Below are 25,326 nucleotides of genomic sequence, written 5' to 3'. Positions count from 1 at the left end.
GCCGATGGTGCGCGCGTTCGGCGCGCACCCACTCGTTACATTCGCGAGCGCGGTCGATGGTGCGGTCGTTCAGCCGGTCGACGCGGGCTCGGGCGCCGCCGCCACCGGCGCGATGCGCGTACCACTCAACCAGCCGATCAACGCAGACCCGGCGGCGGCGCAGAAGAACGACAGCGCGAACGGAGCGATGGCGCCGGCCAGCGATTGGGGCAGCGGCACCCAGTCCGGCAGCGCCATGCCGGCATACACCATCGAGGTGGCGCCGATCCCCACGACCATGCCGGCGACGGCATCGGGCATGTAACTGCGGCGCCGTCGCGGCGTGCGCTGGCGCAGCGCATAGACGAGGATGAAGGTGCCCAGCGCGCTGCCCAGCAGCGTGGCCGCGATCAGGGGCCAGGGCGGCACGAAACGCAGTTGCACCGGTTGCGCGACGTACGGCCCGGGTTCCAGGCGCAGGGTGCCGTCGCCCAGCGTCGTGGAGTGGATGCGCGTGGTGGCCACGCCGTTGGCGCCGACGACCAGGGTCGAGGATTCGAGCCGGCCACGATCCAGGTGCAGGGTGATGGTCTCGCCTTCGCGCAGGCGCGCGCCGGCCGAGCGCACGGTGACTTCGCCCGACCCCACGCCCAGGCCGTCGATCAGCGTCGGCGCCGACAGCACCAGCTGGGTGCGACGCACGGACAGTCGTGCGGGCGGCAGGTCCGGATCGACCTGCGACAGCAGCTGGACTTCGAAGGGATCATCCGGTGCCTCCAGCGCGACCTCCACGGACTGGAATGGCTGGCCGATGCGGTGGATCTCGAGCAGCGCCGGCGTAAGTGAATTGCCGGGCGCGAGCAGTTGCACGGTGAGCGTGGCATCGATCGGCTCGCTGGCACCGGCATTCTCGCGGTCGATGATGCCGACCAGGATCTGGCCCATGAAACGGCGCTTGTCGCCGTCCCAGTTCAGGCCGGCCGTCTTGTGCACCAGGCCGAGTTCGCGGGCGCGCAGCTGGCGGTCGACGGTGTAGAGCACGCTGGGCGAAGAAGCTGTCGTGATTCCGGCGGTGATGACTTGGGCGGCATCTTCGTGGCGTCCGATCGCCAGGATCTGGCCCCGTTGCAGAGTGACTTCGTCGCTGCCCGCGGGCAATGGCACGCGCACGCCCCGATCGAACAGCGTGGTCTGCTTGAGATCGCCGATGCGCGTGCCCAGGCGGGTGAGGTCGAGCGTGACCTGGTCCACGGACGGCGTGGAGGCGGCCCCGGCCGCGTCCGCGACCGCCCGGCCCGGCGTCGCGCCGTCGACGGCGTCGACGGCGGCGGCGTCCACAGCAGTGGAATCGACTGCGGTGGAGGCATCTGGAAGTGCGACGTGCAGGTCGGTCGCGCGTACGCGATCGCTCACCAGCGACTGGTCGGCGGCCACGGTGGATACCTGCAGTTCCCGCACCAGCCGCGGCTCGATGCGCGCTTCCGAAAGCCTGCGCGCCTCCAGGCGATGGCGCGCCGGCGCCGTGGAAGCGGGCGGTTCCTGGGCCAGTGCTTCCTGGGCCAGTGCTTGCTGGGCCAATATCGGGCTGGTCGCGAGCGCGAGCAGCCATGGCAGGCGCGAAAGGGACATGCAGGCTTCCTCCATGAACTGCGGGCGGCGGTTCCTCCTTGAGCAACGCGGCCACGGGCGGTGCGCGGCCAGCCGACGGCAGGGTCGGGCGCTGGCTAGTGGAAATCCCGCGAGGCCGTGCGCAGCGAACCCAGCAGCGGTCCCAGGTTCTCCAGCCGCCCGGCGATCAGGTGCTGCACCCCGTCCTGCGATTCCAGTCGCCCGCGCACGGCCAGCAGGCGCGATTCCAGCAGTGCCCGCCGCTGGCGCTCGGCCACGTGCTGCCAGACCACCACGTTCACCAGCCCGTCTTCGTCTTCCAGGGTCATGAAGATCACGCCGCTGGCGGTCTGCGGTTGCTGGCGCGAGGTGACCAGGCCGGCGAAGGCCACGTCGCGGCCATGCGGCATCTGCTTGAGTTCGCTGGAGCGCCGATAGCGGCGCGCGCGCAGCTGTGGCCGCAGCAGCCGCAGCGGATGCGGGCCGAGGGTGAGCCCGGTGAGGGCGTAGTCGGTGCGCATGTCCTGTTCCGCGCTGGGCAGGGGCAGCGCGACGGCCGCTTCAGCCGTGGCGCCCACTTCGGCGAACAGCGGCAACTGGGCCTCCACGCCCGCGATCGCCCAGCGCGCCTTGTGCCGGTGGCCGGCCAGCCCGCGCAGGGCGCCGGCATCGGCCAGCAGGTCGCGTGCACGCGCATCCAGGCCGGCGCGATCGCACAGGTCGGTCACGTCCAGGAAAACGCGTGCCGCGCGCGCCCGGGCGATGGCTTCGGCCACGTCCTGGCGGAAACCGTTGACCATCCGCAGGCCCAGGCGGATGGCCGGCTGCGCGCGCGCATCGGGCAGCGGTTCGAGCGTGCAGTCCCACTGGCTGTAACGCACGTCCACCGGCCGCACCTGCACGCCATGGCGGCGTACGTCCTGCAGGATCTGGCTGGGCGCGTAGAAGCCCATCGGCTGGGAATTGATCAGCGCCGCGGCGAAGGCCGCCGGTTCGTGGCATTTGAGCCAGCAGCTGTCGTAGGTGATCAGCGCGAAGCTGGCCGCGTGGGATTCGGGGAACCCGTAGCTGCCGAAGCCCTTGATCTGCTCGAAGATGCGTTCGGCGAACTCGCTCGTGTAGCCGTTGCGCAGCATGCCGCTGATGATCTTGTCGCGGTGGTGCTCCATGCCGCCGTGGCGCTTCCAGGCGGCCATCGAGCGGCGCAACTGGTCGGCTTCGCCGGGCGTGTAGTCGGCGGCGGTGATGGCCAGCTGCATCACCTGCTCCTGGAACAGCGGCACGCCCAGGGTGCGCCGGAACACTTCCTCCAGCGCGGGCGAGGGGTAGGTCACCGGCTCCTGGCCGCTGCGGCGGCGCAGGTAGGGATGGACCATGTCGCCCTGGATCGGGCCGGGCCGCACGATCGCGACCTGGATCACCAGGTCGTAGAAATTGCGCGGTTTCAGCCGCGGCAGCATCGCCATCTGCGCGCGCGATTCGATCTGGAACACGCCCACCGTGTCGGCGGGCTGGATCATGGCGTAGGTGGCCGCGTCATCCTGGGGGATGTCCTGCAGCACCATGTCGCGGCGGCCACTGGCGCGCAGCAGGTCGAAGGCCTTGCGGATGCAGGTGAGCATGCCCAGCGCCAGGCAGTCGACCTTGAGCAGGCCCAGTACGTCCAGGTCGTCCTTGTCCCACTGGATCACGGTGCGGTCTTCCATCGCCGCGTTCTCCACCGGCACCAGCGTGGACAGCGGGTGCTCGCTGATCACGAAGCCGCCGGGATGCTGGGACAGGTGGCGGGGGAAGCCGATCAGCTCCATCGTCAGCGCCATCACGCGCTGCAGCAGCGGCGAATCCGGGTCGAAACCGCGTTCGCGCAGATGCTCGGGCAGGGGCTGGTCCCCGCCCCAGCGGTCCATGACCTGGGCCAGTTCGTCGATCTGGTCGGTGGGCAGGCCCAGAGCGCGGGCGACATCGCGGATCGCGCTGCGGCCGCGATAGCGGATGGCCACCGCGGTCAGCGCGGCGCGGCCGCGGCCGTAGCGGTTGAAGATGTACTGCAGCACTTCCTCGCGCCGCTCGTGTTCGAAGTCGACGTCGATGTCCGGCGGTTCGTTGCGCTCCTTCGACAGGAATCGCTCGAACAGCAGCTCCATCTTGCCCGGCTCCAGCTCGGTGATGCCCAGCGCGTAGCACACCGCCGAATTGGCCGCCGAACCGCGTCCCTGGCACAGGATCCCCAGCGATCGCGCATGGCGGACGATGTCGTGGACGGTGAGGAAATACGATTCGTAGTGGAGTTCGGCGATGAGGGCCAGTTCCTTTTCCACCAGCGCCAGCGTCTTGGCCCTGCGGTGTTCGTGCTCCTGCGGCGGCAGCGGCACCGCGCGGTTCCAGCGCGCGCGCAGGCCTTCTTCCACCAGTTGCCGCAGCCAGGAGGCGCTGGTGTGGCCATCGGGCACCAGTTCGCGCGGATATTCGTAGCGCAGCTGGCGCAGGTGGAAGGTGCAGCGCTGTGCGATGCGCACCGATTCGGCCAGCAGCGCTTCGGGATGGATCGCGGCCAGCGCCTGGCGCGTGCGCAGGTGGCGCTCGCCGTTGGGGAACAGGGCATGGCCGGCCAGCGCCAGCGTGGTGCGCAGGCGGATGGCGGTCATCGTGTCCTGCAGGGCGCGCCGGCGGCGCACGTGCATGTGCACGTCGCCGGTGGCCACCGCGGGCAGGCCGAGTGACTGGGCCAATGCCAGCAGCGTGTGCAGGCGGCCTTCGTCGTCGGGGCCGCGGTGCAGTTCGACCGCGAGCCAGGTGCGCTGCGGGAAACGCGACTGCAGCCAGTGTCCTTCGCCCGCATCGGGTTGCGCACCCGGCAGCCACAGCGCGAGCAGTCCCTGCGTGCTGCCTTCCAGGTCGGCGCGCAGCGCCTGGTACTCGCCCTTGCCGGCACGCCGCCGGGCCAGGGTGATGAGCTGGCACAGGCGCCGGTAGCCCTCGATGGTTTCGGCCAGCAGCACGCAGCGCGGCCCGTCGGCCAGATGGAATTCGCTGCCCACGATCAGCGGCAGCTGCGTGGCTTCGGAGGCTTCCAGCGCGCGCACGATGCCGGCCAGGCTGCATTCGTCGGTGATGGCCAGCGCGCGGTAGCCCTGTTGCCTGGCGCGGTCGAACAGCTCGCGTGCGCTGGAGGCGCCGCGCTGGAAGCTGAAGTTGGACAGGCAATGCAGTTCGGCGTAGTCGGGCAGTGCATCGCGGCGAGGCATGTCGCGACCAGGCATGTCGCGGGCGGACATTTCGTGGGCGGCCGGCACGGGATTGACCGGCCCGTTCATGCGAACCAGCCGTGCAGCATGAAGGGGCCGCTGGCCTCGCCGGCGATGCGGAAGGCCCAGGCCCGCTGTCCCTGCGCGGTCTCCACCAGGTAGTAGTCGCGGCGCACGTCCGCATCGTCCCACCAGCCCGACTCGATCCGTTCCGGCCCGGCGATGACGCGACGCACCGGCTCGCGCAAGGGCATCGGATGCGGCAGCAGCCAGCCCGGGCGCGGTGGCGCGGCGGGGTCGGGAGACGGGAATTTTCGCGCGGTCATGGCCCCGTCGGTGGACAGCGTGCGTTCGGGGCGATGGTCGTGATGCCAGGGCAGGCTGTGCACCGCGTCGTCGCCCAGGCGGGCCCGCAGTCGCTCGCGCAGTTGCGTCCAGGGGATCGCCTGCTGCGGACGGGCGTCGAACAGGTCCCGCTCGGCCGGCACGAAGGCCGGCAGTTCGGGCGCGAGCAGCCTCAGCCCGCGCACCGGCGCGGGCACCTGGGCCTGCTCCAGCCGGCCACGCGCCAGTTCGAACAGCATCGACGCCTGGCGCTCGGGCGCGAGCAGGCCCACGCTGACCTCGCTGGGTGCGAGGAATTCGTGTTCCAGCACCAGGGTGAAACGCTGCACGCCGCCATCGCGTCCGGCCAGGAAAGCGGCCAGGTCGGCGGTGAGCCGGCGCAGCGGGAACAGCAGTGCCTGGCTGGATTCGATCTCGTGGTCGAACTCCATGCGCCCTTCGAAGGCATCGGGCGGCTGGAACCAGGTCAGCGGCGCATCCTCGCCACGCAGCCGGTCCAGGTGCTGCAGAACCGTGGGCGGAAAGCGCCGCGCCACCGTGTCGCGGGGCAGGGCGAACACCTGTCGCAGCTTGTGCAGGCCCATGCGCGAGAACGCCAGGGCCACCTCGCGCGGCAGTCCGGCGCGTTCGATGGGCAACTGGCCCAGCGCGTTGTCCAGCGCGTTCTCGCCGATGGCCAGGCCGTCGTGCACGTTGGCCAGCACCCGCGCGGCGTGGGGATTGGGGGCGGCGACGATGCGATGGCGGAAGCCGAGCGCACGCAGTTCCTCGCGCAGTCGCGCCTGGAAACGCGGCCATGGCCCGAACAGCTGCAGGCTGTGGCCCACCTCGAGCACGATCGCGTGCGGCAGGTCGAGGCTGACCTGGGAACTGAACCCGTAGGCCCAGGCGGCCAGCAGTTCGCGCCAGCGCCGGGCGTCATCCGGATCGTATTGCGCGGTGACAAAACCGGTGGCGAGGGCCTGGGCGGCGGCCAGCGACAAGCCCGGACGCAGGCCCAGCGCCCGCGCGGCCGGCGTCACCGCATGCAGCACGCGCCGTTGGGCGGGCCCGGTGAGCAGGGCCAGCGCGATGGTCTGGGCGGGGTCGGGCTGGGACGCATCGGACGTATCGGGCGTATCGGACTGGCGTTTGGCTTCCTGCGTACCGGCGCGGACCTGCCGGCGCAGGACGCCGTCGACGGCCAGTTGCGGCAGCAGCAGACAGGCCCAGCGCATGGCTCAGGCCTGGACGGGAGCAAGGGCGATTCCGTGCGCAGGAACAAGCGGCGCGGGTCCTGGCGACGCGGAGGAAGGCGGTGTCACGCCCGCCGGGCGCGCGACGGCGGCCGCGGGCGGCAGTGGCAAGGCGAAGGCCAAGGGAGGCCGCAGGGACGCTGCGGCGGGTGGCAGTGGCAGTGGCGCGTGCCTCTGCGCGGGATCTTCGTCGGGTGCGTCCGCGTCGGGCGCGCAAGCGCCGGGCGTGGTGCCGGCAGCAGCCGGCAAGGTGATCGGTCGCATCCCTCCCTGCAATACCTCGTGCAACCTCGGGCGCGGCGGGGCCTCGACCGGCGGCGCGGGCGATGGCAGGCAATGACGCCGCAGTTCGGTGGCCGACAGGAACAGGTCCGGCAGGGCGATCGGGTGCGCGGGCGCCAGTCCCCCGCGGCACTTGAGCACCCGCAACTGTCGCGCCGCCGGGTCGAAGGCGATCCGCAGGGCGGCAGGCGAAGGATTCACCGCGGCCTTCAGGGGGCGGAAGGCGAAGCCCAGGGTCTGGCCGGTTTCGGCCGCGACCTGCAGGCGTCGCAGCGCACGATCGTCGGCTTGCCGGGGCCAGCCCAGGACCGCGCTGCAGGCCCCCGAGCGCAGGCATTGTTCCGTGGCCCACAGGGCCTCGCGTGCATGGGCCGTCTCGATCAGATGCAGCGCCCCCAGGCGGATGCCGGCGGCCTGCCACGCCGGCGGATGGGGGCGGCAGGGCGGTGACACCAGGACGATGACGGCGTCGCTGGCCTGGCTCAGCCGGGCCAGGGTGGGCCACAGCAGGCGGAGTTCGCCAATGCCATCGGCGGGCAACAGCAGTTCGCTCAGGGCGGCATCGGGCCAGCCACCGGAGGGGAGTGCGGTGTCCAGGGCGGTCCACCCGGTGGGGTGCGCGGGTGCGGGGGCCGGCACGGCCTGGCCACGCCACACCCGCCGCTGCGCCAGCAGCCCCTCGAGGGCGATTACGGCGCCCATGGACAGTGCCTTGTGCGTGAGCGGGACGGTTGCATGTTAGCAATAATACTAATACCCGGGTCTCACTGGTTAAGACTCGGAAATTCAAAGGCTTGCAATGCATACCTGCAGTGGGGCCTGTGCAGAGAACCCGCATTCCGCCCTCCAATCGACCAGGTGATGGATGCGGCAAGCCAAGCTACGCAGCCGCTCTGCCAGAATGCGCCCCGGCTGGACCAGGGAAAGGACGCCATGAGGGATCAGGAAATGACTGCCCCCGAGCAGGACATCGACATATGGCTCGCCGTCGAGGACGAGATCGACGAGGCAGCGCGGGCCGGATTCGGCGCATTGATGACCGCGGCCGAGCGGGAGCAACAGCAGCGTTTCCGTTTCGACCATGACCGCAGCCGCTACCTGATCACCCGCGGCATGGTCCGCACCGTGCTCTCGCAGTACGCCGACATCGCGCCCGCCGACTGGACGTTCGAGTGCAACGACTACGGGCGTCCGCACATCGCGCCACGGCATGGCGAGGCCTGTGCGCTGTCGTTCAACATCTCGCACAGCCGCGGCCTGATCGCGCTGGCCGTGGCCCGGCACCGCGCCCTGGGCGTGGACGTCGAGCAGCTGACGCAGCGCCCGGTCTCGATGGATATCGCGCAGCGCTATTTCGCGCCGGTGGAGGTGGCCGACCTGGCGCGCGTACCGCAGGCCGGGCAGCAGGATCGGTTCTTCGAGTACTGGACCTTGAAGGAGTCCTACATCAAGGCGCGGGGCATGGGACTGTCGATTCCGCTGGACCAGTTCGCCTTCCACTATCCCCACGAGCATGCCGTCCAGCTCACGGTCGATCCGGCCCTGGGTGACGACGCGGACCGATGGCGGTTCTGGCAATGCCGGCCGACGCCGGACCATCTGCTCGCCTTGTGCGCGGAGCAGGGGGAGGGTCCGGCGCCGACGGTGCGCTTTCACCGACTGATGGCGCCAACGGCAAGGGCGAGGCTGGAACTGACCTTCCTCAGGACTTCCGGTGGATCGCATCACGGCCTTGAAGCATCCAATCCGGAGGCCTGATGGGCGGGCCTCGCGGGTGGCTGAACATTAATTCAATTTGTCATGAGTCAATTGCAACTAGTTGATTTTAAAAACTACGACTCGTGCGTCCCCGCAGAATTCGCCACGGCCGCTGCCCGGCAGACCCGCCTCACCGCGTTGATCTGATCAGGCGGTCAAGCCGCCGGCGGAGAGACCCGTGCCGCACCGTTCTGCCATTGGTGTCCTGCTCCTGTGCGCCTGCGCAAGCGGCGCAGTGGCCGCGCAGGCCAGGCCCGGGCAAACCCCGGCCGTCCCGAGGCCCGTGCGGGCAGCGCCCGACGAAACCCTGAGCAACGCCATCGCCGGGCCGCTGGTGGTGGCGCTGGCGGAGCAGTTCGGCGGCCGCCGCGTCGACATGCGGCTGACCACCGCCGAAGTCGAGCCCATGGAAACCGGCGTCAGTGCGGTCAGGGGCACGGGCCAGGTGCAGGTCGGCGGACGTGGCGAATGGATCGGCTTCAACTACGAACTGGGCTACGACAGCCGGTTGCGGCGGGCGGCATTTCCGGACGTGAGCATCGGCGGCGCGGCCAGTGGCGAGCGCGACATGCCCAACGATGTGGCGCTGGTCGAACAACTCGAGGGCCACAGGTCACCGCCGCCCTGGCGCATGACCTGCGGCAGCCATCGGCCTGGTTGCGACTGGACCGGATCACGACAGTGGAGGGCGGCAGCCGGTTCCTGCGCATCAATGCCAACGGCATGGCTTATTTCGGCCGCGAGGGGAGCGGGGTGCCCTTGACCATCGAGGCGCTGTACGACCGGACCCGATCCGCGTGGGAGCGCTTCGAGTACGGTTTGAGCGACACCCGGACACCCCCCAGGCGACCGTCGGCCGCGATGCACTGATTTCTGCGCGGTCCGCCAGGTATGGTCCGGAGAACCTGGTCCGCCGGGCATGTCCGACGGCATGCCCCGACAGCGTTGACTTGATGGACAGGCGCGTGGCGTGCGCCACGGCGCATTGCATGCTGCAGTACAGGCCTCCCCACCGGACCACCCATGCTTTCCGTGGGCTGCGCACCAGTCTTCGCGCGGCGTTCGAACGCGCGATGCCCGCGGGAGACTGGACCGGCGCGCTCTCGCACCGCGCGCGTGCGTAGGCATGTTCGACCTTCGCGACTGGTGGACATGGGTTTCCGACGCGCATGCCCTTCTCGATGCGGACGAATCCAGGCGAGTGCTCGGCAGGCGGGCGCCCGCCCATCGGGACGACCTTGCGCTGGCCTACGCACTGCACCGGTTGCTGCTGGGCCAGGCCCTGGGTTGCGATGCGGGACAGGTGCCCCTCGGACGCGATCACGCAGGCTGCCCGCGGGTGCGTGGCGGCGCGTGGTTCACCAGCCTCAGCCATGCCGATGGCTGCGTCGCGGTGGCCATCTCCGGGGCGGGTCCCGTCGGCGTGGATCTGGAACCTTCCACACGCGCGGCGGTGATGCTCGAGATAGAAACGCGCACCTGCCATCCCGCGGAGACCGCGGCCATGGCCACGCTGGATCGACTGGCCAGGAGCGAAGCCCTGTTGACGACCTGGGTGCGCAAAGAGGCATTCCTCAAGGCGACCGGCCTGGGCCTGCAGCGGGAAATGACCAGCTTCACCGCGGATGACGGCGCTCGCCTGGACCTGCCAGACGGCAACATCTGCCAGGTATCGATGCTGGATGTCGGGCCCTACTGGGTGGCGGCAGTGGCTGCGCCGTGCGACATCGCGATCGACGCGCTCTGGTTGCGGCCGGCGGTTGGCGACGCGGCTGGACCATTCTGAGCGATGCGGGCCTGGCTCTACGCAACATGCACGGCCGGCACGTCGGGATTTCCTCGTTGGTTCCAATGTGCGGGCCCGACCTGCGGCGATGGCTGCTGAGCAGCCCGCCGGACCGTGAGGCGCGCGCGTGGACATGAAACCGGGTGCAGCGTGCCGCCGCGCACCCGCTCACGGACGATACATGGCACTGGCGATTGCGCTGCAGGTCGCGAAGACCGGCAGTCCCTCGAATTCGGGAACGGAGTGGGCATGAGCATCGCATTGGCCAGTCGCAAGAGTCGGGCGTTGTTGCTGCTCTGGATCGCGGAGATGACCCTGCTGATCCTGGCAGTTGCCGCCGCGGCCTGGCTCCGCTTCCTCCGCAATCCCGAAGGCCTGGGCGACTTCCTCCAGGCGCTGGGCCCCCGCGCGGTCGTCTTCGCGACCTTCATCACCGTGGCGATGGTCGCCTTCGGCCTGTACCAGGTGCACGTGCGTCACAGCCGGATTGATTTCCTGCTGCGGGTGTCGCTTTCGTTCGCCTTCGGAGGGATTGGACTGCTGGTGCTGTACTACCTTGTCCCGCCCACCTATATCGGCCGCGGCGTCATGGCGATCTCGATGGTATTGGGCTTCGTGGCGGTCACCGCATTGCGCCTGGTCGTGGGGCGCCTGATCAAGACGGACGTGTTCCGGCGGCGCGTGCTGGTGCTGGGAGCGGGGATGCACGCCGACATGATCAACAGCCGCATGCGCCGGCGCGCCGACCGGCAGTCGTTCGTCGTCGTGGGCTTCCTGCCGCTGCCGGATCAGCCCGTGCACGTGCCCGACAGCATGCTGCTCAACACGGATTTCTCGTTGTCGGAGATCGCCGAGTGGCTGCAGGTGTACGAGATCGTCGTCGCACCGGATGAACGGCGCGGTGCGTTGCCGATGGAGCAGATGCTCCAGTGCGCGCAGCGGGGCATCACGGTCACCGACCTGACGACCTTCTTCGAGCGCGAGGCGGGCATGGTCAAGTTGAACGTGGCCGATCCCTCGTGGCTGGCCTTCTCGGGAGGGTTCGACCATTCGGTGCCGCGTCGGCTCAGCAAGCGCTTCTTCGACCTGGCCGCCGCCGGCGCGCTGTTGATGGTCGCCTGGCCGGCGATGCTGGTCGTGGCCACATGCATCGCGCTGGAGTCACGAGGCCCCATCCTGTACCGGCAAACGCGCGTGGGCGAGAATGGTCGGACGTTCGAGCTGATCAAGTTCCGCAGCATGCGCGTGGATGCCGAGGCCGACGGCGTGGCGCGCTGGGCGAGCCAGGGTGACGACCGCACCACGCGCGTGGGACGGATCATCCGACTGTCGCGCCTGGATGAACTGCCGCAACTGTTCAACGTCATCCGCGGCGACATGAGCTTCGTGGGCCCCCGGCCGGAGCGTCCGCAGTTCGTCGACATGCTCAATCGCGAGGTGCGCTACTACAGCGTGCGGCATTGCGTGAAGCCGGGCCTGACTGGCTGGGCGCAACTGCGCTATCCGTACGGCGCCTCGGTGCGGGATGCGGAAGAGAAGCTCACCTTCGACCTGTTCTACGTCAAGAACCACGGCCTGGTGTTCGACCTGATGATCCTGCTGCAGACAGTGGAGGTCGTGCTGTTCCATCGCGGGTCGCGTTGAAGACAGCGACCTGACGGGCCAAGGCGGAGGCCGGCGGGCCGGCAACGATCGTCAGGATCCGGTTCCGCGCGGTAGCAGGCTGGTATCGGCGATGGCTCCGTTCGTTGCGTCTGAATCTGCAGCCTGGCTGGACACCGCTTCGGCGGCCGGGCGCAGGTGCAGATGCAGGTCACCGAAGCAGGTGGCGATGTGGCCCAGCAGCGCGCGTATGAAGAAGATCACGCCGGCCATCTCCAGGCTTTCCTCCAGCGTCACCAGCACGTGGTACATCACGTTCACGTGCCCATGGCCTTCGCGCCACCAGCCCTCCACCAGCTCCACGCCCAGGGCGCCACCCAGATAGAGCGCGCCCGATGCCACGAAGGCGACCGCGGTCGTGCGCGGCAGCCGAAACACGAAGGGGAGGAAGTAGAGCGCAAGGCCGCCGACCAGGACGATCGCAGGGACCACCCAGGCGAAGAAGAAGATGCCCAGTTCCCGGCCGCCAAGCAGGTTGCGCATCGGATCGATCAGGCGTTCGTGCACCGACATCGACTCATCGATGCCCATGAAGAAGAACCCCAGCGCCAGGAGCACCCACTTAGACACATCGCCGGCCTTGGCGTCCCGCGCCAGTCTGGCAACCAGTGCCAGCAGCAGGGCGGCGGCGAGCAGCAGCAGGGTGGAGAACAGCGCGGGGATGTTGTGTTCGCCGTCCAAGGTGACCCAGGCCAGCCCGGGCACCTGGTCCCGTCCGGCGGCCAGGCGGTACATCTGCATGCCGATGCTGGTCACCACGAGCACCGCGGCCATCAGGCCCAGCCGCCATGCGACGGCGGAAGGGTCCACCACGATCTTTCTCGCGTCGGCCATCGCAGTGCTGCCTGTAGTAGTGGTGGCGGTGCGGCCGCAATGGGCCCGTGGCCGTCATCCTTGAGGCGTAAAACCAGGCCCAACGGACGGGACCGGTGCCTTCCTGCAGGGACCAACGGCGAACAGGCGGCGTACCGGCCGTGAAGTGCACCGCTTCAGTGCAGCCAGTCCCCGGAGGCCAGCGCCAGCAGCGCAAACAGCAGGACGAGCAGCGTGAGAGCCGCGCCCAGCGCCACCGGCGAACGGGACGAAGACGCATCGGCGCTGGGCTGGTCTGCGTCGTCCGTGGGGGCGCGCCGTGGGCCGCCATACACGATGTGGCCGACACCCTGGCGCTGCGGCGCGGCGCCGGGCAGGCGTCCGTAGCGGCGATGGAAGCGGCTCGCGGTGGTATAGAGGCTGATGAGGTCGCGCAGCACGGCGGTAACCTCCGGCGCGGGAACGCTGCCTGCCGTGCGGTCGGACTGCAACTCGGAAATCCTGCGGCGATAGGCGAGCTGCAACTCGGCCAGGCTGCAGTTCGGCCGCAGTCCCAGTTCCGAGTACAGCATCGTCAGGTCGGGTTTCATCGGGCACCGTCCATGCGCCCATCCTAGCGCGACCGGACGCTGGCGCGCGCAACGTGCGTGGCCGCATGGATACCCCCACGGCGTTAATCACCACATCAGGGACGCTTGGTCTGGACACCATGACGGAGGGTGGCGGCTGGGCATCGCGGGGGTGGAATGAACAAGCAATCCGACGGGCCCGTTCGTAATGACGCTTCCGATGCCGGTACATGCATCCCCCAGTTGATCGAGCAGCAGGCCGCCCGCCGGCCCGATGCGGTCGCCGTCACCTGCGACGGCGCCAGCCTGAGCTATCGCGAACTCAACCATCGCGCGAACCAGGTCGCCCATCGACTGCGCGACCTCGGCGTCGGGCCCGAGACGCTGGTGGCAATCGGGCTGGAGCGCTCGCTCGATATGGTCGTGGGGTTGCTGGGCATCCTGAAGGCGGGTGGGGCGTACCTGCCGGTCGACTCGACGTATCCCCCCGACCGCGTGCAGTTCATGCTGGAGGACGCGCGCCCCGCGGTCCTGCTCACTTCGTCGGGACAGCGCTCGTCGCTCCCTGCGACGGACGTGCCGACACTGCTGCTGGACGGCGACAGTGCGGGCTTCGCCGAACAGCCGGTCGACGACCCGGTTCCGCTCGCGCGCCCCGAACACCTGGCCTATGTCATCTATACCTCCGGCTCGACCGGCAAGCCGAAGGGTTGCCAGGTCACGCACGCCAATGTGTCGCGCCTGTTCACCTCGACGCAGCACTGGTTCGACTTCGGCCCGGACGACGTGTGGACGTTCTTCCATTCGCATGCCTTCGACTTCTCGGTATGGGAGATCTGGGGCGCGTTGATCCATGGCGGCCGTGTCGTCGTCGTGCCGTACCTGACCAGCCGCTCGCCGGACCAGTTCCACGCCCTGCTCGTGCGAGAGGGCGTGACCGTGCTCAACCAGACGCCATCGGCGTTCCGCAGCCTGATCCACGCCGACCAGGCGTCCGGTCGCGCAGCCACCGAGCTTTCGTTGCGGCATGTCGTCTTCGGCGGTGAAGCCCTGGAACTGCAGATGCTGCGGCCCTGGTTCGACCGTCACGGCGACCAGCGCCCGCGCCTGATCAACATGTACGGCATCACCGAAACCACCGTCCATGTCACCTACCGGCCCATTGCCAGCGCCGACCTGGAACGCAATGCCGGCAGCGTGATCGGTGAGCCGATACCCGACCTGCGCCTGTTCGTACTCGACCCGACGCTCGCGCCGGTGCCGGTGGGCGAGGTGGGGGAAATCCACGTCGCGGGGGCAGGTGTTTCGCGCGGGTACCTCAATCGCCCGGACCTCACCGGGCAGCGCTTCTTCGAGTGGAAATCGCCAACGGGCGAACTGGAGCGCCTGTACAAGACCGGGGATCTGGCGCGACGCCTGCCGGATGGCGACCTCGAATATCTGGGGCGCAGCGACCACCAGGTCAAGATCCGTGGGTTCCGCATCGAGACGGGCGAGATCGAGAGTGTGCTGGCGCGCCATCCATCCGTGCGCTCATGCGCGGTGATCGCCCGAGACGACGGCGCCGGTGGCGAAGCCCGGCTCGTGGCCTACGTCGTGCCGCAGGACGCACCGGCCAGCCCGGCGACGCTGCGTGCGCACCTGTCCACCTTGCTCCCCGACTACATGCTGCCCAGTGCCTTCGTCGAGCTCGACGCCTTGCCGCTGACCGAGAACGGCAAGCTCGATCGTCGCGCCTTGCCGGCGCCGGCGAGGGAGCGGCCCGAGCTGGCCTGCGCATTCGAGCCCGCCGTGGGCGCACTGGAGCAGTCCCTGTGCACCACCATGGGCGAGGTGCTGGGCATCGATGGCGTGGGGCGGCACGACAATTTCTTCGAACTCGGTGGCGACTCGCTGTCGGGCGCGCGGCTGCTGCAACGCCTGCGACAGGACGGTGCGGGTGAACCGGTTCGCGCAATCCCCACGTCCGTGCTCTTCCGCCACCCCACCGCGGCCACGCTCGCCGCTTCGCTGCAGGGTCGCGGGGAGGCCGCCATCGAGCCGGCGCGGATGGCCAGCGCGGCGCAACGGGCCACCCAGGGTCAGGATTTCGAGCCGGTCGCGATTGTCGCCATGGCCGGGCGCTTTCCCGGGGCCGCGGACGTCGAAGCGTTCTGGCGGAACCTGTGCGATGGCCATGACTCGATCACCTTCTTCGGTCCGGACGACCTCGACCCCTCGGTCAGTTCCCAGGAACGCGATGACCCGGCTTACGTCCGCGCACGTGGCGTGATCGATGGCGTGGAGCAGTTCGACGCGGCGTTCTTTGGAATCCCGCCGCGCGAGGCCGAACTGATGGATCCGCAGCAGCGGATCTTCCTTGAACTGGCATGGGAGTGCATGGAACGCGCCGGGCACGTGCCCGATGCGACGGCCGGGCCTGTCGGCGTGTTCGCCGGCATGTTCAATGCGAGCTACTACCAGCGTCACGTGGCGGCGCATCCGGATCTCGTCGACAAGGTCGGTGCATTCCAGGTGATGCTGAACAACGAGAAGGACTTCATCGCCACCCGCGTGGCGCACAAGCTCAATCTCACCGGGCCGGCAATCAGCGTGCACACCGCCTGCTCGACGTCCCTGGTGGCAATCTGCCAGGCCATGGACAGCCTGCGCCTGGGTCACTGCGACATGGCGCTGGCAGGCGGGGTCACCGTGACCTGTCCGCCCCGCAGCGGCTATTTCCACCAGGAAGGCGCGATGCTGTCGCCCGACGGCCACACGCGCACGTTCGACGCTAACGCGCAGGGCACGGTATTCAGCGACGGCGCGGCGATCGTGCTGCTCAAGCGCCTGTCGGACGCCGTGGCCGACGGTAACCACGTCTACGCGGTCATCCGCGGCGGCGCGGTCAACAACGACGGTGGCGGAAAGGCCAGCTTCACCGCGCCCAGCAGCGAAGGGCAGGCGGCCGTGATCGCGATGGCCCACGAACGCGCACGCGTGGACCCGCGCAGCATCGGCTACGTGGAAGCGCATGGCACGGCCACGCCGGTCGGGGACCCCATCGAGATCGAAGGTCTGACGCGCGCTTTCCGCCGCGGCACTGACGAGTGCGGCTTCTGCCGGATCGGATCGGTGAAGAGCAACGTGGGCCACCTGGTGATTGCCGCGGGCGCGGCGGGCGTCATCAAGACGGCGTACGCACTGGCCGAACAGCGCCTGCCGGCGAGCCTGCACTTCCAGGCCCCCAATCCTTCCATCGATTTTCCCGCGACGCCCTTCGTCGTCAACGCCGCGGCCAGTGCCTGGCCGGCCAACGGGGGCGAGCCGCGGCGGGCCGGCGTGAGTTCCTTCGGCGTGGGCGGCACCAATGCCCATGTCGTCCTGGAGGAAGCGCCCCCGATGCCTGCGTCGGAGCCCGGCTCCGGCCCGCACCTGATGGTGCTGTCCGCACGCACACCGGCGGCATTGGGCTGCGCTGCCGCGCGCCTGGCCGATCATCTGGAAGCCGACCCCGGATGCAGCCTGGCGGACGTGGCCTGGACGCTGGCGGTGGGTCGCAAGGCGTTCCCGCATCGCCTCGCATTCGTCGCGGACGACGTTGCGGGTGCGCTCGCACAGTTGCGTGGCCCCGAGGCCGCGGCCACCACGCGCGGGCGTCCGGCGCGCGAGGGCGATGTGGTGTTCCTGTTCCCCGGCCAGGGCGCCACGTATCCGGGCATGGGACGCGCCCTGTACGAGTCAGAACCGGCGTTCCGCGCAGCTTTCGATGCCTGCGCCGACGTGCTCTCGGCGGAACTGGGCATCGATCTTCGCGATTCCATGTTCTCGGACGATCCCGAAGCGCTGCTGCCGACCGCGATCATGCAGCCGGCGACTTTCGTGATCGAGTACAGCCTGGCGCAGGCATGGATGAGTCATGGTCTGACACCTGCCGCCATGATCGGCCACAGCGTCGGCGAATTCGTCGCCGCAACTTTGGCCGGCGTGCTGGCGCTTCCCGACGCGCTGCGCCTGGTGGCCCGGCGCGGCGCCCTGATGCAGGCGCAGCCGGCCGGTGGAATGCTGTCGGTCCGGATGCCGCTGGACGACCTGCTCGCGCGGCTGCCCAGCGACCTGTCGCTCGCCGCGGAGAACGCGCCCGGCAGCTGCGTGGTATCGGGCGAGCTTGAAGCCATTGCGACTTTCCAGTCCCGGCTGGAAGCCGACGGTATTGCATGTCGCGCGCTGCGGACCTCGCATGCGTTCCACTCGGCGATGATGGAGCCTGTGGTGGGGCCGTTCCGCGCGGCGGTGGCGATGCTCACGCTGTGCGAGCCCCGCATTCCCATCGTGTCGACCGCTACCGGCGACTGGCTGGATGCGCAGCAGGCTACTTCCGCCGACTACTGGGCCTCGCACCTGCGCGAGCCCGTGCGTTTCGCCGCGGCGCTGGCGAAGGTACTCGACGTGCCATCGCGCGTGCTGCTCGAAGTCGGGCCCCGGGCCACGTTGAGCGGACTGTCCCGCCAGCATCCTGGTATCCAGCAGCATCGCCTGACCGCGGTCGCCACCCTGGCCGACACGCCGGCCAGTGAAGTGGCCAGCTTCCGTCTGGCGGCCGGCCAGCTCTGGGCACGGGGCATCGCGCTGGATCCGGCGGCTTTCGACCGGCGCCACGTGCGGGCCCGCCTGCGCCTGCCGACATATCCATTCGAACGGCAGCGCTACTGGGTGGACGCCATGCCGGCCGCTGGCAGCAACGTCGTTCTCCACCCGGCCGCTCAACGCGCCGGCGCCGAGTCCCACCAGGAGGTCCCGGTACCGGAACCGGCCACGGTCGAAACTGCGGCGGCGCCGCGCGGCGACCTCGCTGTCGACCGCAGGACCCGACTGGTGGGCCAGTTGTCGGCCATGTTCGAGGATGTCTCCGGATTGAGCATCAGCCCCGACGACTCGGCGGCGAATTTCATCGAACTGGGCCTCGACAGCCTGATGCTCACGCAGGTCGCGCTTCAGGTGCACAAATCGTTCGGCGCCAAGGTGACCTTCCGGCAGCTGATGGGCGAGTACGGCAGCCTTGATCGTCTGGCCGCCGCGTTGGATGAGCTGCTGCCGGCGGAATCCGCGCCGCCCCCCGGACTTGCCGCCGCGACAGAACCGGCGTCGGCAGGCGCAACGGGTGCCGGCGGCGGTGGCGGCGAGCTGGCGCTGCAACTGATCGAGCAGCAGATGCAGTTGTTGCAGCAACAGCTGGCGCTCGTGTCGGGACAGGCCGCTGCGCCTCAGTCCGCGCCAGCAGCTGTGGTGGAGCAGGACGTAAGTGAAACGGTCGGTTCCGATGAACCTGCCTCGGCCACGTCGACGCTGCCGACCGGTTTCCCGGACGGCGTCGTTGCGACCACCGAGCAGCAGCGCGAGATCTGGCTGGCCGACCAACTGGGCCGCGAGGCGTCGCTCGCCTTCAATCTTTCGATGTCGCTCCGCTTCGAGGGCGCGCTCGACGTAACGTGCCTGCACGGAGCCCTGCAAGACCTGGTCGATCGCCATGACGCGCTGCGCTCGAGCATCGGCCCCGACGGCGGCACGCTGCACGTCCTGGCAGACACCCGCGTTGCGATGCCCGTGATCGATTGTGTGCAGGCGGGTCCTGGCCAGGCCATCGTCGACGAACGACTGCGGCTGTCGGTCGAGACGCCGTTCGCGCTCGACAGCGGCCCGCTGTTCCGCGCGGAACTGCTGCGTCTGGCGCCGGAAGAGCATCTGCTGCTGCTCACTGCGCACCACATCGCCTGCGACGGCTGGTCGTGGTGGGTGATCGTGCGCGAACTCGGCGCGTTGTACGGGGCCCGGACCGGTGCCATGCCCGCGGTGACCACCGCCAGCCCCTCGTATGCCCAATACGCGCTCGCTGAAATCAGCCACCAGTCCGACCCGTCCCACGCCGCCGACGAGGCGTATTGGTTGTCCCGCTTCAGCGGCGGCGTGCCCGTTCTGGACCTGCCGACCGATCGACCGCGCCCGCCTCACCGCAGCTTCGCCTCGGCCCGCGAGGACCACATCCTGGATGCCGAGCTTCTGGCCGCCTTGCGCCGGCTCGGCGCCCGCGGCGGCAGCGGGTTGTTCGCGACGCTGCTGACGGGATTCGCCATGCTGTTGTCGCGGCTGTCGGGACAACCCGAAGTCGTGGTGGGGATCGCGGCGGCCGGGCAGCCGGTGGTCGGCGAGGACGAACTGGTCGGCCACTGCGTCAACCTGTTGCCGCTGCGTTTCGAGATCGACCCGCAGCGCAGCTACGCGCAGTCGCTGGAAGGCGCCCAGGCCATGTTGCTCGATGCGCTGGAACACCAGCGCTACACATTCGGGACCCTGCTGCGGAAGTTGCGAGTCCGGCGCGATCCCGCGCGCATGCCGCTGGTCAGCGTGCTGTTCAACCTCGACCAGGCGCTGGACCAGGAGTGCGGGGCGTTCCCGGGAGTGGCGATGGAATTCGACAGCAATCCGCGCAGCTTCGAGACTTTCGAGCTGTTCGTGAACGCTGTCCAGAGCCACGGCCAGCTCCGGCTGGAGTGCCAGTACAACACCGACCTGTTCGATCCGCAGACCGTGCGGCGCTGGTTGCGCGCCCTCGAAACGATGCTGCGTGCCGCGGTTGAACGCGAGAGTGTCCCGTCCGGACGCCTCCCGCTGGTCGATGCCGTCGCACGCGCCGAACTCGACGCGCTCAATCCGGCGCCCGTCGCCTTCGAGCGTGAGCGCGGCATGCACCAGCATTTCGAAGTGCAGTGCGATCGCGCCCCGCACCGGATTGCGGTGAGCACCGGAACGGTGGCGCTGGAATATGCCGATCTGGAGGCGCGCGCGAATCGCGTCGCGCACGTGCTGCGCAGCCACGGAATCCGTCGCGGTGCGCTGGTTGGCCTGGCCCTGGATCGTGGTGTGGACATGCTGGCCGGCCTCCTGGGCATCCTCAAGGCGGGTGCCGGCTACGTACCCCTGGATCCGCAATTCCCGCCGGAACGCCTGTCCTACATGGCCGCCGACGCAGGCCTGGCCATGCTGCTGACCACCCGGGCGCATGCGCCGCGGTTCGACCTGCGCGGTCGGCCGGTTTTCCTGTTCGACGAGCACGCCGCCACGCTGGCGCAGGCGCCTGCGCATCGCCTGGAGCACGACGAGTGCGGCGCGCAACCCGAAGACCCGGCCTACGTGATCTACACATCCGGTTCGACGGGGCGGCCCAAGGGCGTCATCGTGCCGCACCGGGCCGTGTCCAACTTCCTGGCCAGCATGCGCGCCGAGCCGGGCCTGGCCGCGGGGGACCGCCTGCTTGCGGTGACGACGCTCTCCTTCGACATCGCGGTGCTCGAGCTGCTTCTGCCGTTGACCGTGGGCGCACAGATCGTGCTTGCCGATCGTGAGGCGGCGGTCGATGGCGCCGCGTTGCGCGCCCTGCTCGAGAACAGCCGCGCGACCGTCATGCAGGGCACGCCTTCCAGCTGGCGGCTGCTGATCGATGCCGGTTGGCCCGGCGCGCCCGGGTTCAAGGCACTGTGCGGCGGCGAACCGATGCCGCAGGACCTGGCGTTGGCGCTGCTTTCGCGCTGCGGATCGCTCTGGAACGTGTACGGCCCCACCGAAACCACGGTCTGGTCGACCTGTGCGCGTGTCCTGCCACCCTCGAGTGGACAAGCGCCGGACATCCACATCGGCCGGCCCATCGCCAATACCCGCGTGATCATCCTCGATGGGCAAGGCGAACCGTGCCCCTTCGGTGTGCCGGGAGAGCTGTGCATCGGAGGCGAGGGCGTCACCAAGGGCTATCTCGCGCGGCCGGAACTCACGGCCGAGCGTTTCCTGCCGGACCGTTTCGCGGCGCCGGTGCCCACTGGCGCCATCGCGCCGCTGCTGTACCGAACCGGTGATCGGGCCCGCTGGCGCCCGGACGGCAACCTGGAGCACCTGGGGCGGCTGGATCACCAGGTCAAGGTGCGCGGCTATCGCATCGAACTGGGCGAGATCGAGTCCAACCTGGCCGCGCGCGAGGACGTCGCGCGCGCCATGGTGATCGTGCGCGAAGACCGGCCTGGCGACCAGCGCCTGGTCGCCTACCTGGTGGCGCAGCCCGGCGCCACGCTCGACGAGTCGGCGTTGCGCGCGCACCTGCGCGACCTGTTGCCGGCGTACATGCTGCCGCAGCACTTCGTCGTGCTCGACACCATTCCGCTCTTGCCGAACGGCAAGATCGACCGGAACGCGCTGCCGCCGCCGGTTGCGCGGGAGGAGGGCGCTCCTGCGCTCTCGCCCGACGCGACCGGAGCGGCAGCCGACCCTCGCGTCCGCTACCTGGCGGACATCTGGACCGAACTGCTGGGAACCCAGGCCGGTCCCGACGACAACTTCTTCGAACTGGGAGGACACTCGATGCTCGCCGTGCAGATGGCCGTGCGGGTCGAGCGCGATACGGGACATCGCATCAAGCTGATCCGCCTGGGCGCGCAGACCTTGTCCCAGAGGTGGCCGGCGATCTGCCCGCACCGGTTGAATCGCCCGCGCAGGCCACTGGCATGGGCGGACGGATCAGCAGCGGCCTGCGACGGCTGTTCGGGCGGGCGCAAAGCCCATGAACGCGACCGGCACGCACCCCCGGGCGGGCACGGGACGATCGCGATGAGCATCGGCGACTGGGAGCCCCGCTGGATGGGTCCTGCCTCGCGCCGGCTGTACGCCGCGCTGCATGGGGCAGAAGGGACGGCGCGCACCGGCGTCGTGCTGGTGCCGCCTCTGTTCCACGAACTACCGCGCTCGAAGCGTTTCCTGGCTGAAGTGGCCAGTGAGCTCTCGGCCCTCGGGCTGGCCTGCCTGCGCTTCGATTTCCATGGCACGGGTGATTCGGACGGCGACGGTGCGCAGGTCGATTTCGCGAGCATGCAGCAGGACCTCGACCAGGCTATTGCGGAACTGCGCGAAGCCACGGGCGTGACACGCGTCGTCCTGCTCTGCTGGCGCGGCAGTGCGCTGGTGCTGGGCGCCTGGAAGCAGCGCGGCACCGCTGCCGATCTCGTGGTGTTGTGGGAACCGATTGTCGATGGCGCGAACTGGCTGCGTGAACTGATGCAAGGCGACGAACAGGAGCGTTCCCTTCGACCGCCGCCGCAGCCGGGCATTGCCCGCGCCACGGATCCCTCCGATGGCCAGCTGATGGGATTTGCGGCGTCGCCTGCGCTGCGCGCCGAGCTCGCCAGGCCACTGGACGTGCAGATGGGCGCAAGCGCCACGCCCGTGTGGCTGGTCACCCGCGAGCCGTCGGCGGAGCAACTGCTTCCCTGCGGGACCACGCGCGTCGTCCAGCTGCCCGACAACGCGCCGGTGTTCAACCTCGGCGCGGCGATGGATGCCACCTTCTTTCTGACCCCCCAAGTACGCGACCTCGTCGTCGAACTGGGCCAGGCCATGGACTCGGAGGCCGCGGCATGAGCGCTGTCATCGACGCCGTGCGCCCTGAAGCGCTCGCGGCCCGCGATGTGTTCGTGCGGTTCGGGCCGGGTGGGCAGCTCACCGGCGTGCTGAGCGGCGTCGCCGGCACCGGACCCACGCTGCTGCTTCCCAGCGCCGGCCTGCAGCCGCGCATGGGGCCGTTCCGGCTGCATTTCCTCTTGGCGCAGCGGTTGGCCGAGCACGGGATCCGCAGCTTCCGGTACGACATTCCCGGTGTGGGTGAAGCGCCACGCATGCCCAGTTGCGATGCCACGCAGGCGACGGTGGCCGCCATGAACCAGCTCGAAGCAATGCACGGCTGCCGCAGTTTTGCCGTGGGCGGCATCTGCAGCGCCGCCGATACCGGTTGGGAAGCCGCCAATGCCGACGCCCGCGTCAATGCCGTGCTGCTGCTCGATGGCGTGTGCTTCGCGGGGCCCTGGCACCGCTATGCGCGAATCCTGTCCCTGCTGCGGCGACTGCCACGCGAGTGGCGCCGGTTTGCACGCAAGATGCCCGGCCGCCTGCGCGGCAATGCCAGCCTGGATTCCGCCGCCTTCCGTACCTGGCCCACGCAGTCCGAGGCGCGAGCACAGTTCGCCGCGCTTGTCGCCCGCGACGTACGCCTGCTCTGGATCTTCAGCGGCGGCTATGCGGACCGCTTCCTGCATCCGCGTCAGTTCGAATGGTCGTTCGGCCCGGTCGTGCGCGATGCGCGCGTCACGCTGCATCACTGGCCGGACTGCGACCACACCTATTTCAGCGCGGCACAGAGGGAACGGTTGATGCAGACGGTGACGCAATGGATGCTTGACCTGCGCGGACGACCGCCGGCATGAATGCCGCCGCCTCCACCGTCGCCAGCCCGCTCTATCCTTCGCCCGACGGACTGGTTCGCCCGCTGCGCGTGGTGATGGTTGGCCCGCCACAAGTGCCAGAATGGATCGAGGCATTCCGCGGACTGGCCTGCGGCTACGACTGGCTCGAACTGACCACGCTGGCCTCGCCGGAACTCACCTTGCCCGCGGCGCATGCTGTGGCATGGGACGTGCGCGGATTAGTGGCTTTCGAGCGATTGTTGTTGCGGGGCAACCGCAGCCTTGCGCCCGTCACGATGCCGGGTGACGTCCTCACCCCGCAGGAGTCGCTGTCGGCGCGGGTCGATGCACTGAAGCCCGACCTGGTGATCCTGATCGGCTGGCACGACTGGGCCGCGACGCTGGCGGGGAATACCCCGCGCGGATGCTGGGTCCTGGATCCTGCACTGGTCGATCCTCGCCACGCCGGTCTGGCGTTGCTCGGGCCGATGGTGCGCGGCGAGTCCGCCACCCAGATGGCCCTGGTCCTCAAGCAGCCCTCGGGCAGTCCGGTGGACTTGGCGGTCAGCTGGGGCAAGACCCGGCACACTTCGTTCCTCATCCAGCGCGAAGATGCCTTCCGCAAGCTGCCGGCCTTGCTGCTGCGCGGCCTGCACAAGCTCGCGGCGGGCTATGTGGACACCGCGCGGCACTGCGTGTCGACTGTCCAGTTGCAAGGGCAGCCTGAAGCCGGGCGCGCCGCCGGCCTGCGCGGGCTGTGGGCGACCATGCGGGCGTCTCCGCGGTGGCTGACGGGCTGGCGCAGGAATGGTCGTATCGGCTGGACGCTCGTGTTGCGCCTGGGCGGATCGATGCTGGACCCCGACGCGCCGATGATCGGATCGCACGCATTGCTCAAGGCCCCGAAGGGCTGGTGGGGTGATCCGTTCATGGCCATGGCGCCAGGACGCAAGTTGATCTTCGTCGAGGAGATGGAGGATCCGCGGCGGCGCAAAGCCAACATTGCCTGCGTGGAGCTGGTCGAGGGCGGCGCACGACGCCTGGGCACCGTGCTCGACGAGCCGGGTCATCTGTCGTTCCCGCAGGTCTTCGAGTGGGAAGGGCAGTGGTACATGACCGTCGAATCAGGCTATGACAAGCGCGTCAGCCTGTACCGGGCCACCGAGTTCCCGATGCAGTGGCAGCGCGTCCATGACCTCGTCACGGGACGGACCTGCGTGGACCCGACGCTGTATCACCACGAGGGCCACTGGTACCTGTTCGCCAACGTCGCGGAGAACCGCAACAACACGTGCGACGAGCTGTTCCTGTTCGTATCCGAACGGCTGGAGGGCCCATACCGACCGCATCCGGCTTCGCCGATCGTCTGTGATGTCCGGCGCGCGCGAATGGCGGGACAGTTGTTCATGCATCGTGACCGTCTCATCCGGCCGGCGCAGGACTGCGGGCCGGGTTACGGCAACGCCGTGGTGTTCAACGAAGTCCTGGCGCTGGGCCCGGACGTCTATCGCGAACGACCACTCGCCCGGCTGGCTCCGTTCCTGACCCGCAGCGTCGACGGATGCCACACCTACAACGCGGCCGGCGGCATCGAGGTGCTCGACGTGCTCGGTCGTCCGCCGAATGGAATGGCCTATCTCCACGTCCTCGACGCGGCGGACGGGGAGGGAATGCAGGCGATGAAGCCGCCCGCGCAGGCGCTCCCGCAGGTACACCCCCTGGCGGCCCCCAGTCCTCCGCACCCCGGCACGCCACCGCGGTGATGGATGACTTTCCTCCAGGTCCACTACG

At 69.3% G+C, this 25,326-nt stretch carries 12 protein-coding genes and 1 pseudogene; 7 read left to right on the top strand and 6 right to left on the bottom strand.

Translation table 11 applies throughout. The annotated features are described in order from the left end of the window. Nucleotides 1-69: 69 nt before the first annotated feature. The 4 genes and pseudogenes from I8J32_RS13250 to imuA all read right to left on the bottom strand — a co-directional run. The gene (locus I8J32_RS13250; protein ID WP_200616413.1) at nt 70-1,608 is read right to left on the bottom strand and encodes a hypothetical protein; all 1,539 of its coding nucleotides are present in this window, start codon (nt 1,606-1,608) and stop codon (nt 70-72) included. A gap of 95 nt (nt 1,609-1,703) precedes the next feature. Next, complete coding sequence (locus I8J32_RS13245; protein ID WP_407061030.1) at nt 1,704-4,862, bottom strand: error-prone DNA polymerase; 3,159 nt, start codon at nt 4,860-4,862, stop codon at nt 1,704-1,706. 35 nt (nt 4,863-4,897) lie between these two features. Then, entirely contained in the window at nt 4,898-6,394 is a 1,497-nt protein-coding gene (locus I8J32_RS13240; protein WP_200616411.1) for a Y-family DNA polymerase, read from the bottom strand. Nucleotides 6,395-6,787: 393 nt separating this feature from the next. Then, nucleotides 6,788-7,396: pseudogene (imuA, locus tag I8J32_RS17695) on the bottom strand (translesion DNA synthesis-associated protein ImuA); the annotation flags it as partial. Between the two features lie 159 nt (nt 7,397-7,555). Here imuA and I8J32_RS13230 point away from each other — a divergent pair. The 4 genes from I8J32_RS13230 to I8J32_RS13215 all read left to right on the top strand — a co-directional run bounded on the left by I8J32_RS13230 (nt 7,556) and on the right by I8J32_RS13215 (nt 11,882). Next, entirely contained in the window at nt 7,556-8,452 is an 897-nt protein-coding gene (locus I8J32_RS13230) for a 4'-phosphopantetheinyl transferase family protein (RefSeq protein ID WP_200616407.1), read from the top strand. 235 nt (nt 8,453-8,687) lie between these two features. Then, nucleotides 8,688-9,215 carry a hypothetical protein gene (locus I8J32_RS13225; RefSeq protein ID WP_207526612.1) on the top strand — a complete coding sequence of 176 codons (528 nt, stop codon included), beginning with the start codon at nt 8,688-8,690 and terminating at the stop codon, nt 9,213-9,215. A 363-nt stretch (nt 9,216-9,578) separates the two neighbouring features. Further along, the gene (locus I8J32_RS13220) at nt 9,579-10,238 is read left to right on the top strand and encodes a 4'-phosphopantetheinyl transferase family protein (RefSeq protein ID WP_200616404.1); all 660 of its coding nucleotides are present in this window, start codon (nt 9,579-9,581) and stop codon (nt 10,236-10,238) included. Nucleotides 10,239-10,487: 249 nt separating this feature from the next. Continuing rightward, a complete protein-coding gene (locus I8J32_RS13215; protein WP_200616402.1) occupies nt 10,488-11,882 on the top strand; it encodes a TIGR03013 family XrtA/PEP-CTERM system glycosyltransferase in 1,395 nt (464 codons plus the stop codon). A 51-nt stretch (nt 11,883-11,933) separates the two neighbouring features. Here I8J32_RS13215 and I8J32_RS13210 read toward each other — a convergent pair whose 3' ends face one another. Then, nucleotides 11,934-12,734, bottom strand: a complete 801-nt coding sequence (locus I8J32_RS13210) for a hypothetical protein (protein WP_200616400.1) — start codon at nt 12,732-12,734, stop codon at nt 11,934-11,936. Between the two features lie 155 nt (nt 12,735-12,889). Continuing rightward, a complete protein-coding gene (locus I8J32_RS13205; protein WP_200616399.1) occupies nt 12,890-13,303 on the bottom strand; it encodes a hypothetical protein in 414 nt (137 codons plus the stop codon). Between the two features lie 156 nt (nt 13,304-13,459). Between I8J32_RS13205 and I8J32_RS13200 the strand changes: the two genes are divergently transcribed. The 3 genes from I8J32_RS13200 to I8J32_RS13190 are packed head-to-tail and all read left to right on the top strand — an operon-like array spanning nt 13,460 to nt 25,298. Next, nucleotides 13,460-22,717 carry a non-ribosomal peptide synthetase/type I polyketide synthase gene (locus tag I8J32_RS13200; RefSeq protein ID WP_207526611.1) on the top strand — a complete coding sequence of 3,086 codons (9,258 nt, stop codon included), beginning with the start codon at nt 13,460-13,462 and terminating at the stop codon, nt 22,715-22,717. Then, nucleotides 22,714-23,556 carry an alpha/beta hydrolase family protein gene (locus tag I8J32_RS13195; RefSeq protein ID WP_200616394.1) on the top strand — a complete coding sequence of 281 codons (843 nt, stop codon included), beginning with the start codon at nt 22,714-22,716 and terminating at the stop codon, nt 23,554-23,556. The genes I8J32_RS13200 and I8J32_RS13195 overlap by 4 nt, the downstream gene beginning before the upstream one ends. Beyond that, nucleotides 23,553-25,298, top strand: coding sequence for a glucosamine inositolphosphorylceramide transferase family protein (locus tag I8J32_RS13190; protein ID WP_207526610.1), 1,746 nt, complete (start codon nt 23,553-23,555; stop codon nt 25,296-25,298). Before I8J32_RS13195 ends, I8J32_RS13190 begins: the two co-directional genes overlap by 4 nt. Nucleotides 25,299-25,326: the final 28 nt, after the last annotated feature.

The sequence above is a fragment of the Lysobacter solisilvae genome, assembly GCF_016613535.2.
Classification (GTDB): Bacteria; Pseudomonadota; Gammaproteobacteria; order Xanthomonadales; family Xanthomonadaceae; genus Agrilutibacter; species Agrilutibacter solisilvae.
This window is presented reverse-complemented; position numbering and strand designations above follow the sequence as displayed.

What these genes read in the sequence shown, in the direction of transcription:
- I8J32_RS13240 (WP_200616411.1), bottom strand. Translation starts at nt 6,394, where the DNA reads ATGCGCTGGGCCTGTCTGCTGCTGCCGCAACTGGCCGTCGACGGCGTC.
- I8J32_RS13205 (WP_200616399.1), bottom strand. Translation starts at nt 13,303, where the DNA reads ATGAAACCCGACCTGACGATGCTGTACTCGGAACTGGGACTGCGGCCG.
- I8J32_RS13220 (WP_200616404.1), top strand. Translation starts at nt 9,579, where the DNA reads ATGTTCGACCTTCGCGACTGGTGGACATGGGTTTCCGACGCGCATGCC.
- I8J32_RS13250 (WP_200616413.1), bottom strand. Translation starts at nt 1,608, where the DNA reads ATGTCCCTTTCGCGCCTGCCATGGCTGCTCGCGCTCGCGACCAGCCCG.
- I8J32_RS13195 (WP_200616394.1), top strand. Translation starts at nt 22,714, where the DNA reads ATGAGCGCTGTCATCGACGCCGTGCGCCCTGAAGCGCTCGCGGCCCGC.
- I8J32_RS13190 (WP_207526610.1), top strand. Translation starts at nt 23,553, where the DNA reads ATGAATGCCGCCGCCTCCACCGTCGCCAGCCCGCTCTATCCTTCGCCC.
- I8J32_RS13245 (WP_407061030.1), bottom strand. Translation starts at nt 4,862, where the DNA reads ATGTCCGCCCGCGACATGCCTGGTCGCGACATGCCTCGCCGCGATGCA.
- I8J32_RS13210 (WP_200616400.1), bottom strand. Translation starts at nt 12,734, where the DNA reads ATGGCCGACGCGAGAAAGATCGTGGTGGACCCTTCCGCCGTCGCATGG.
- I8J32_RS13200 (WP_207526611.1), top strand. Translation starts at nt 13,460, where the DNA reads ATGAACAAGCAATCCGACGGGCCCGTTCGTAATGACGCTTCCGATGCC.
- I8J32_RS13230 (WP_200616407.1), top strand. Translation starts at nt 7,556, where the DNA reads ATGGATGCGGCAAGCCAAGCTACGCAGCCGCTCTGCCAGAATGCGCCC.
- I8J32_RS13215 (WP_200616402.1), top strand. Translation starts at nt 10,488, where the DNA reads ATGAGCATCGCATTGGCCAGTCGCAAGAGTCGGGCGTTGTTGCTGCTC.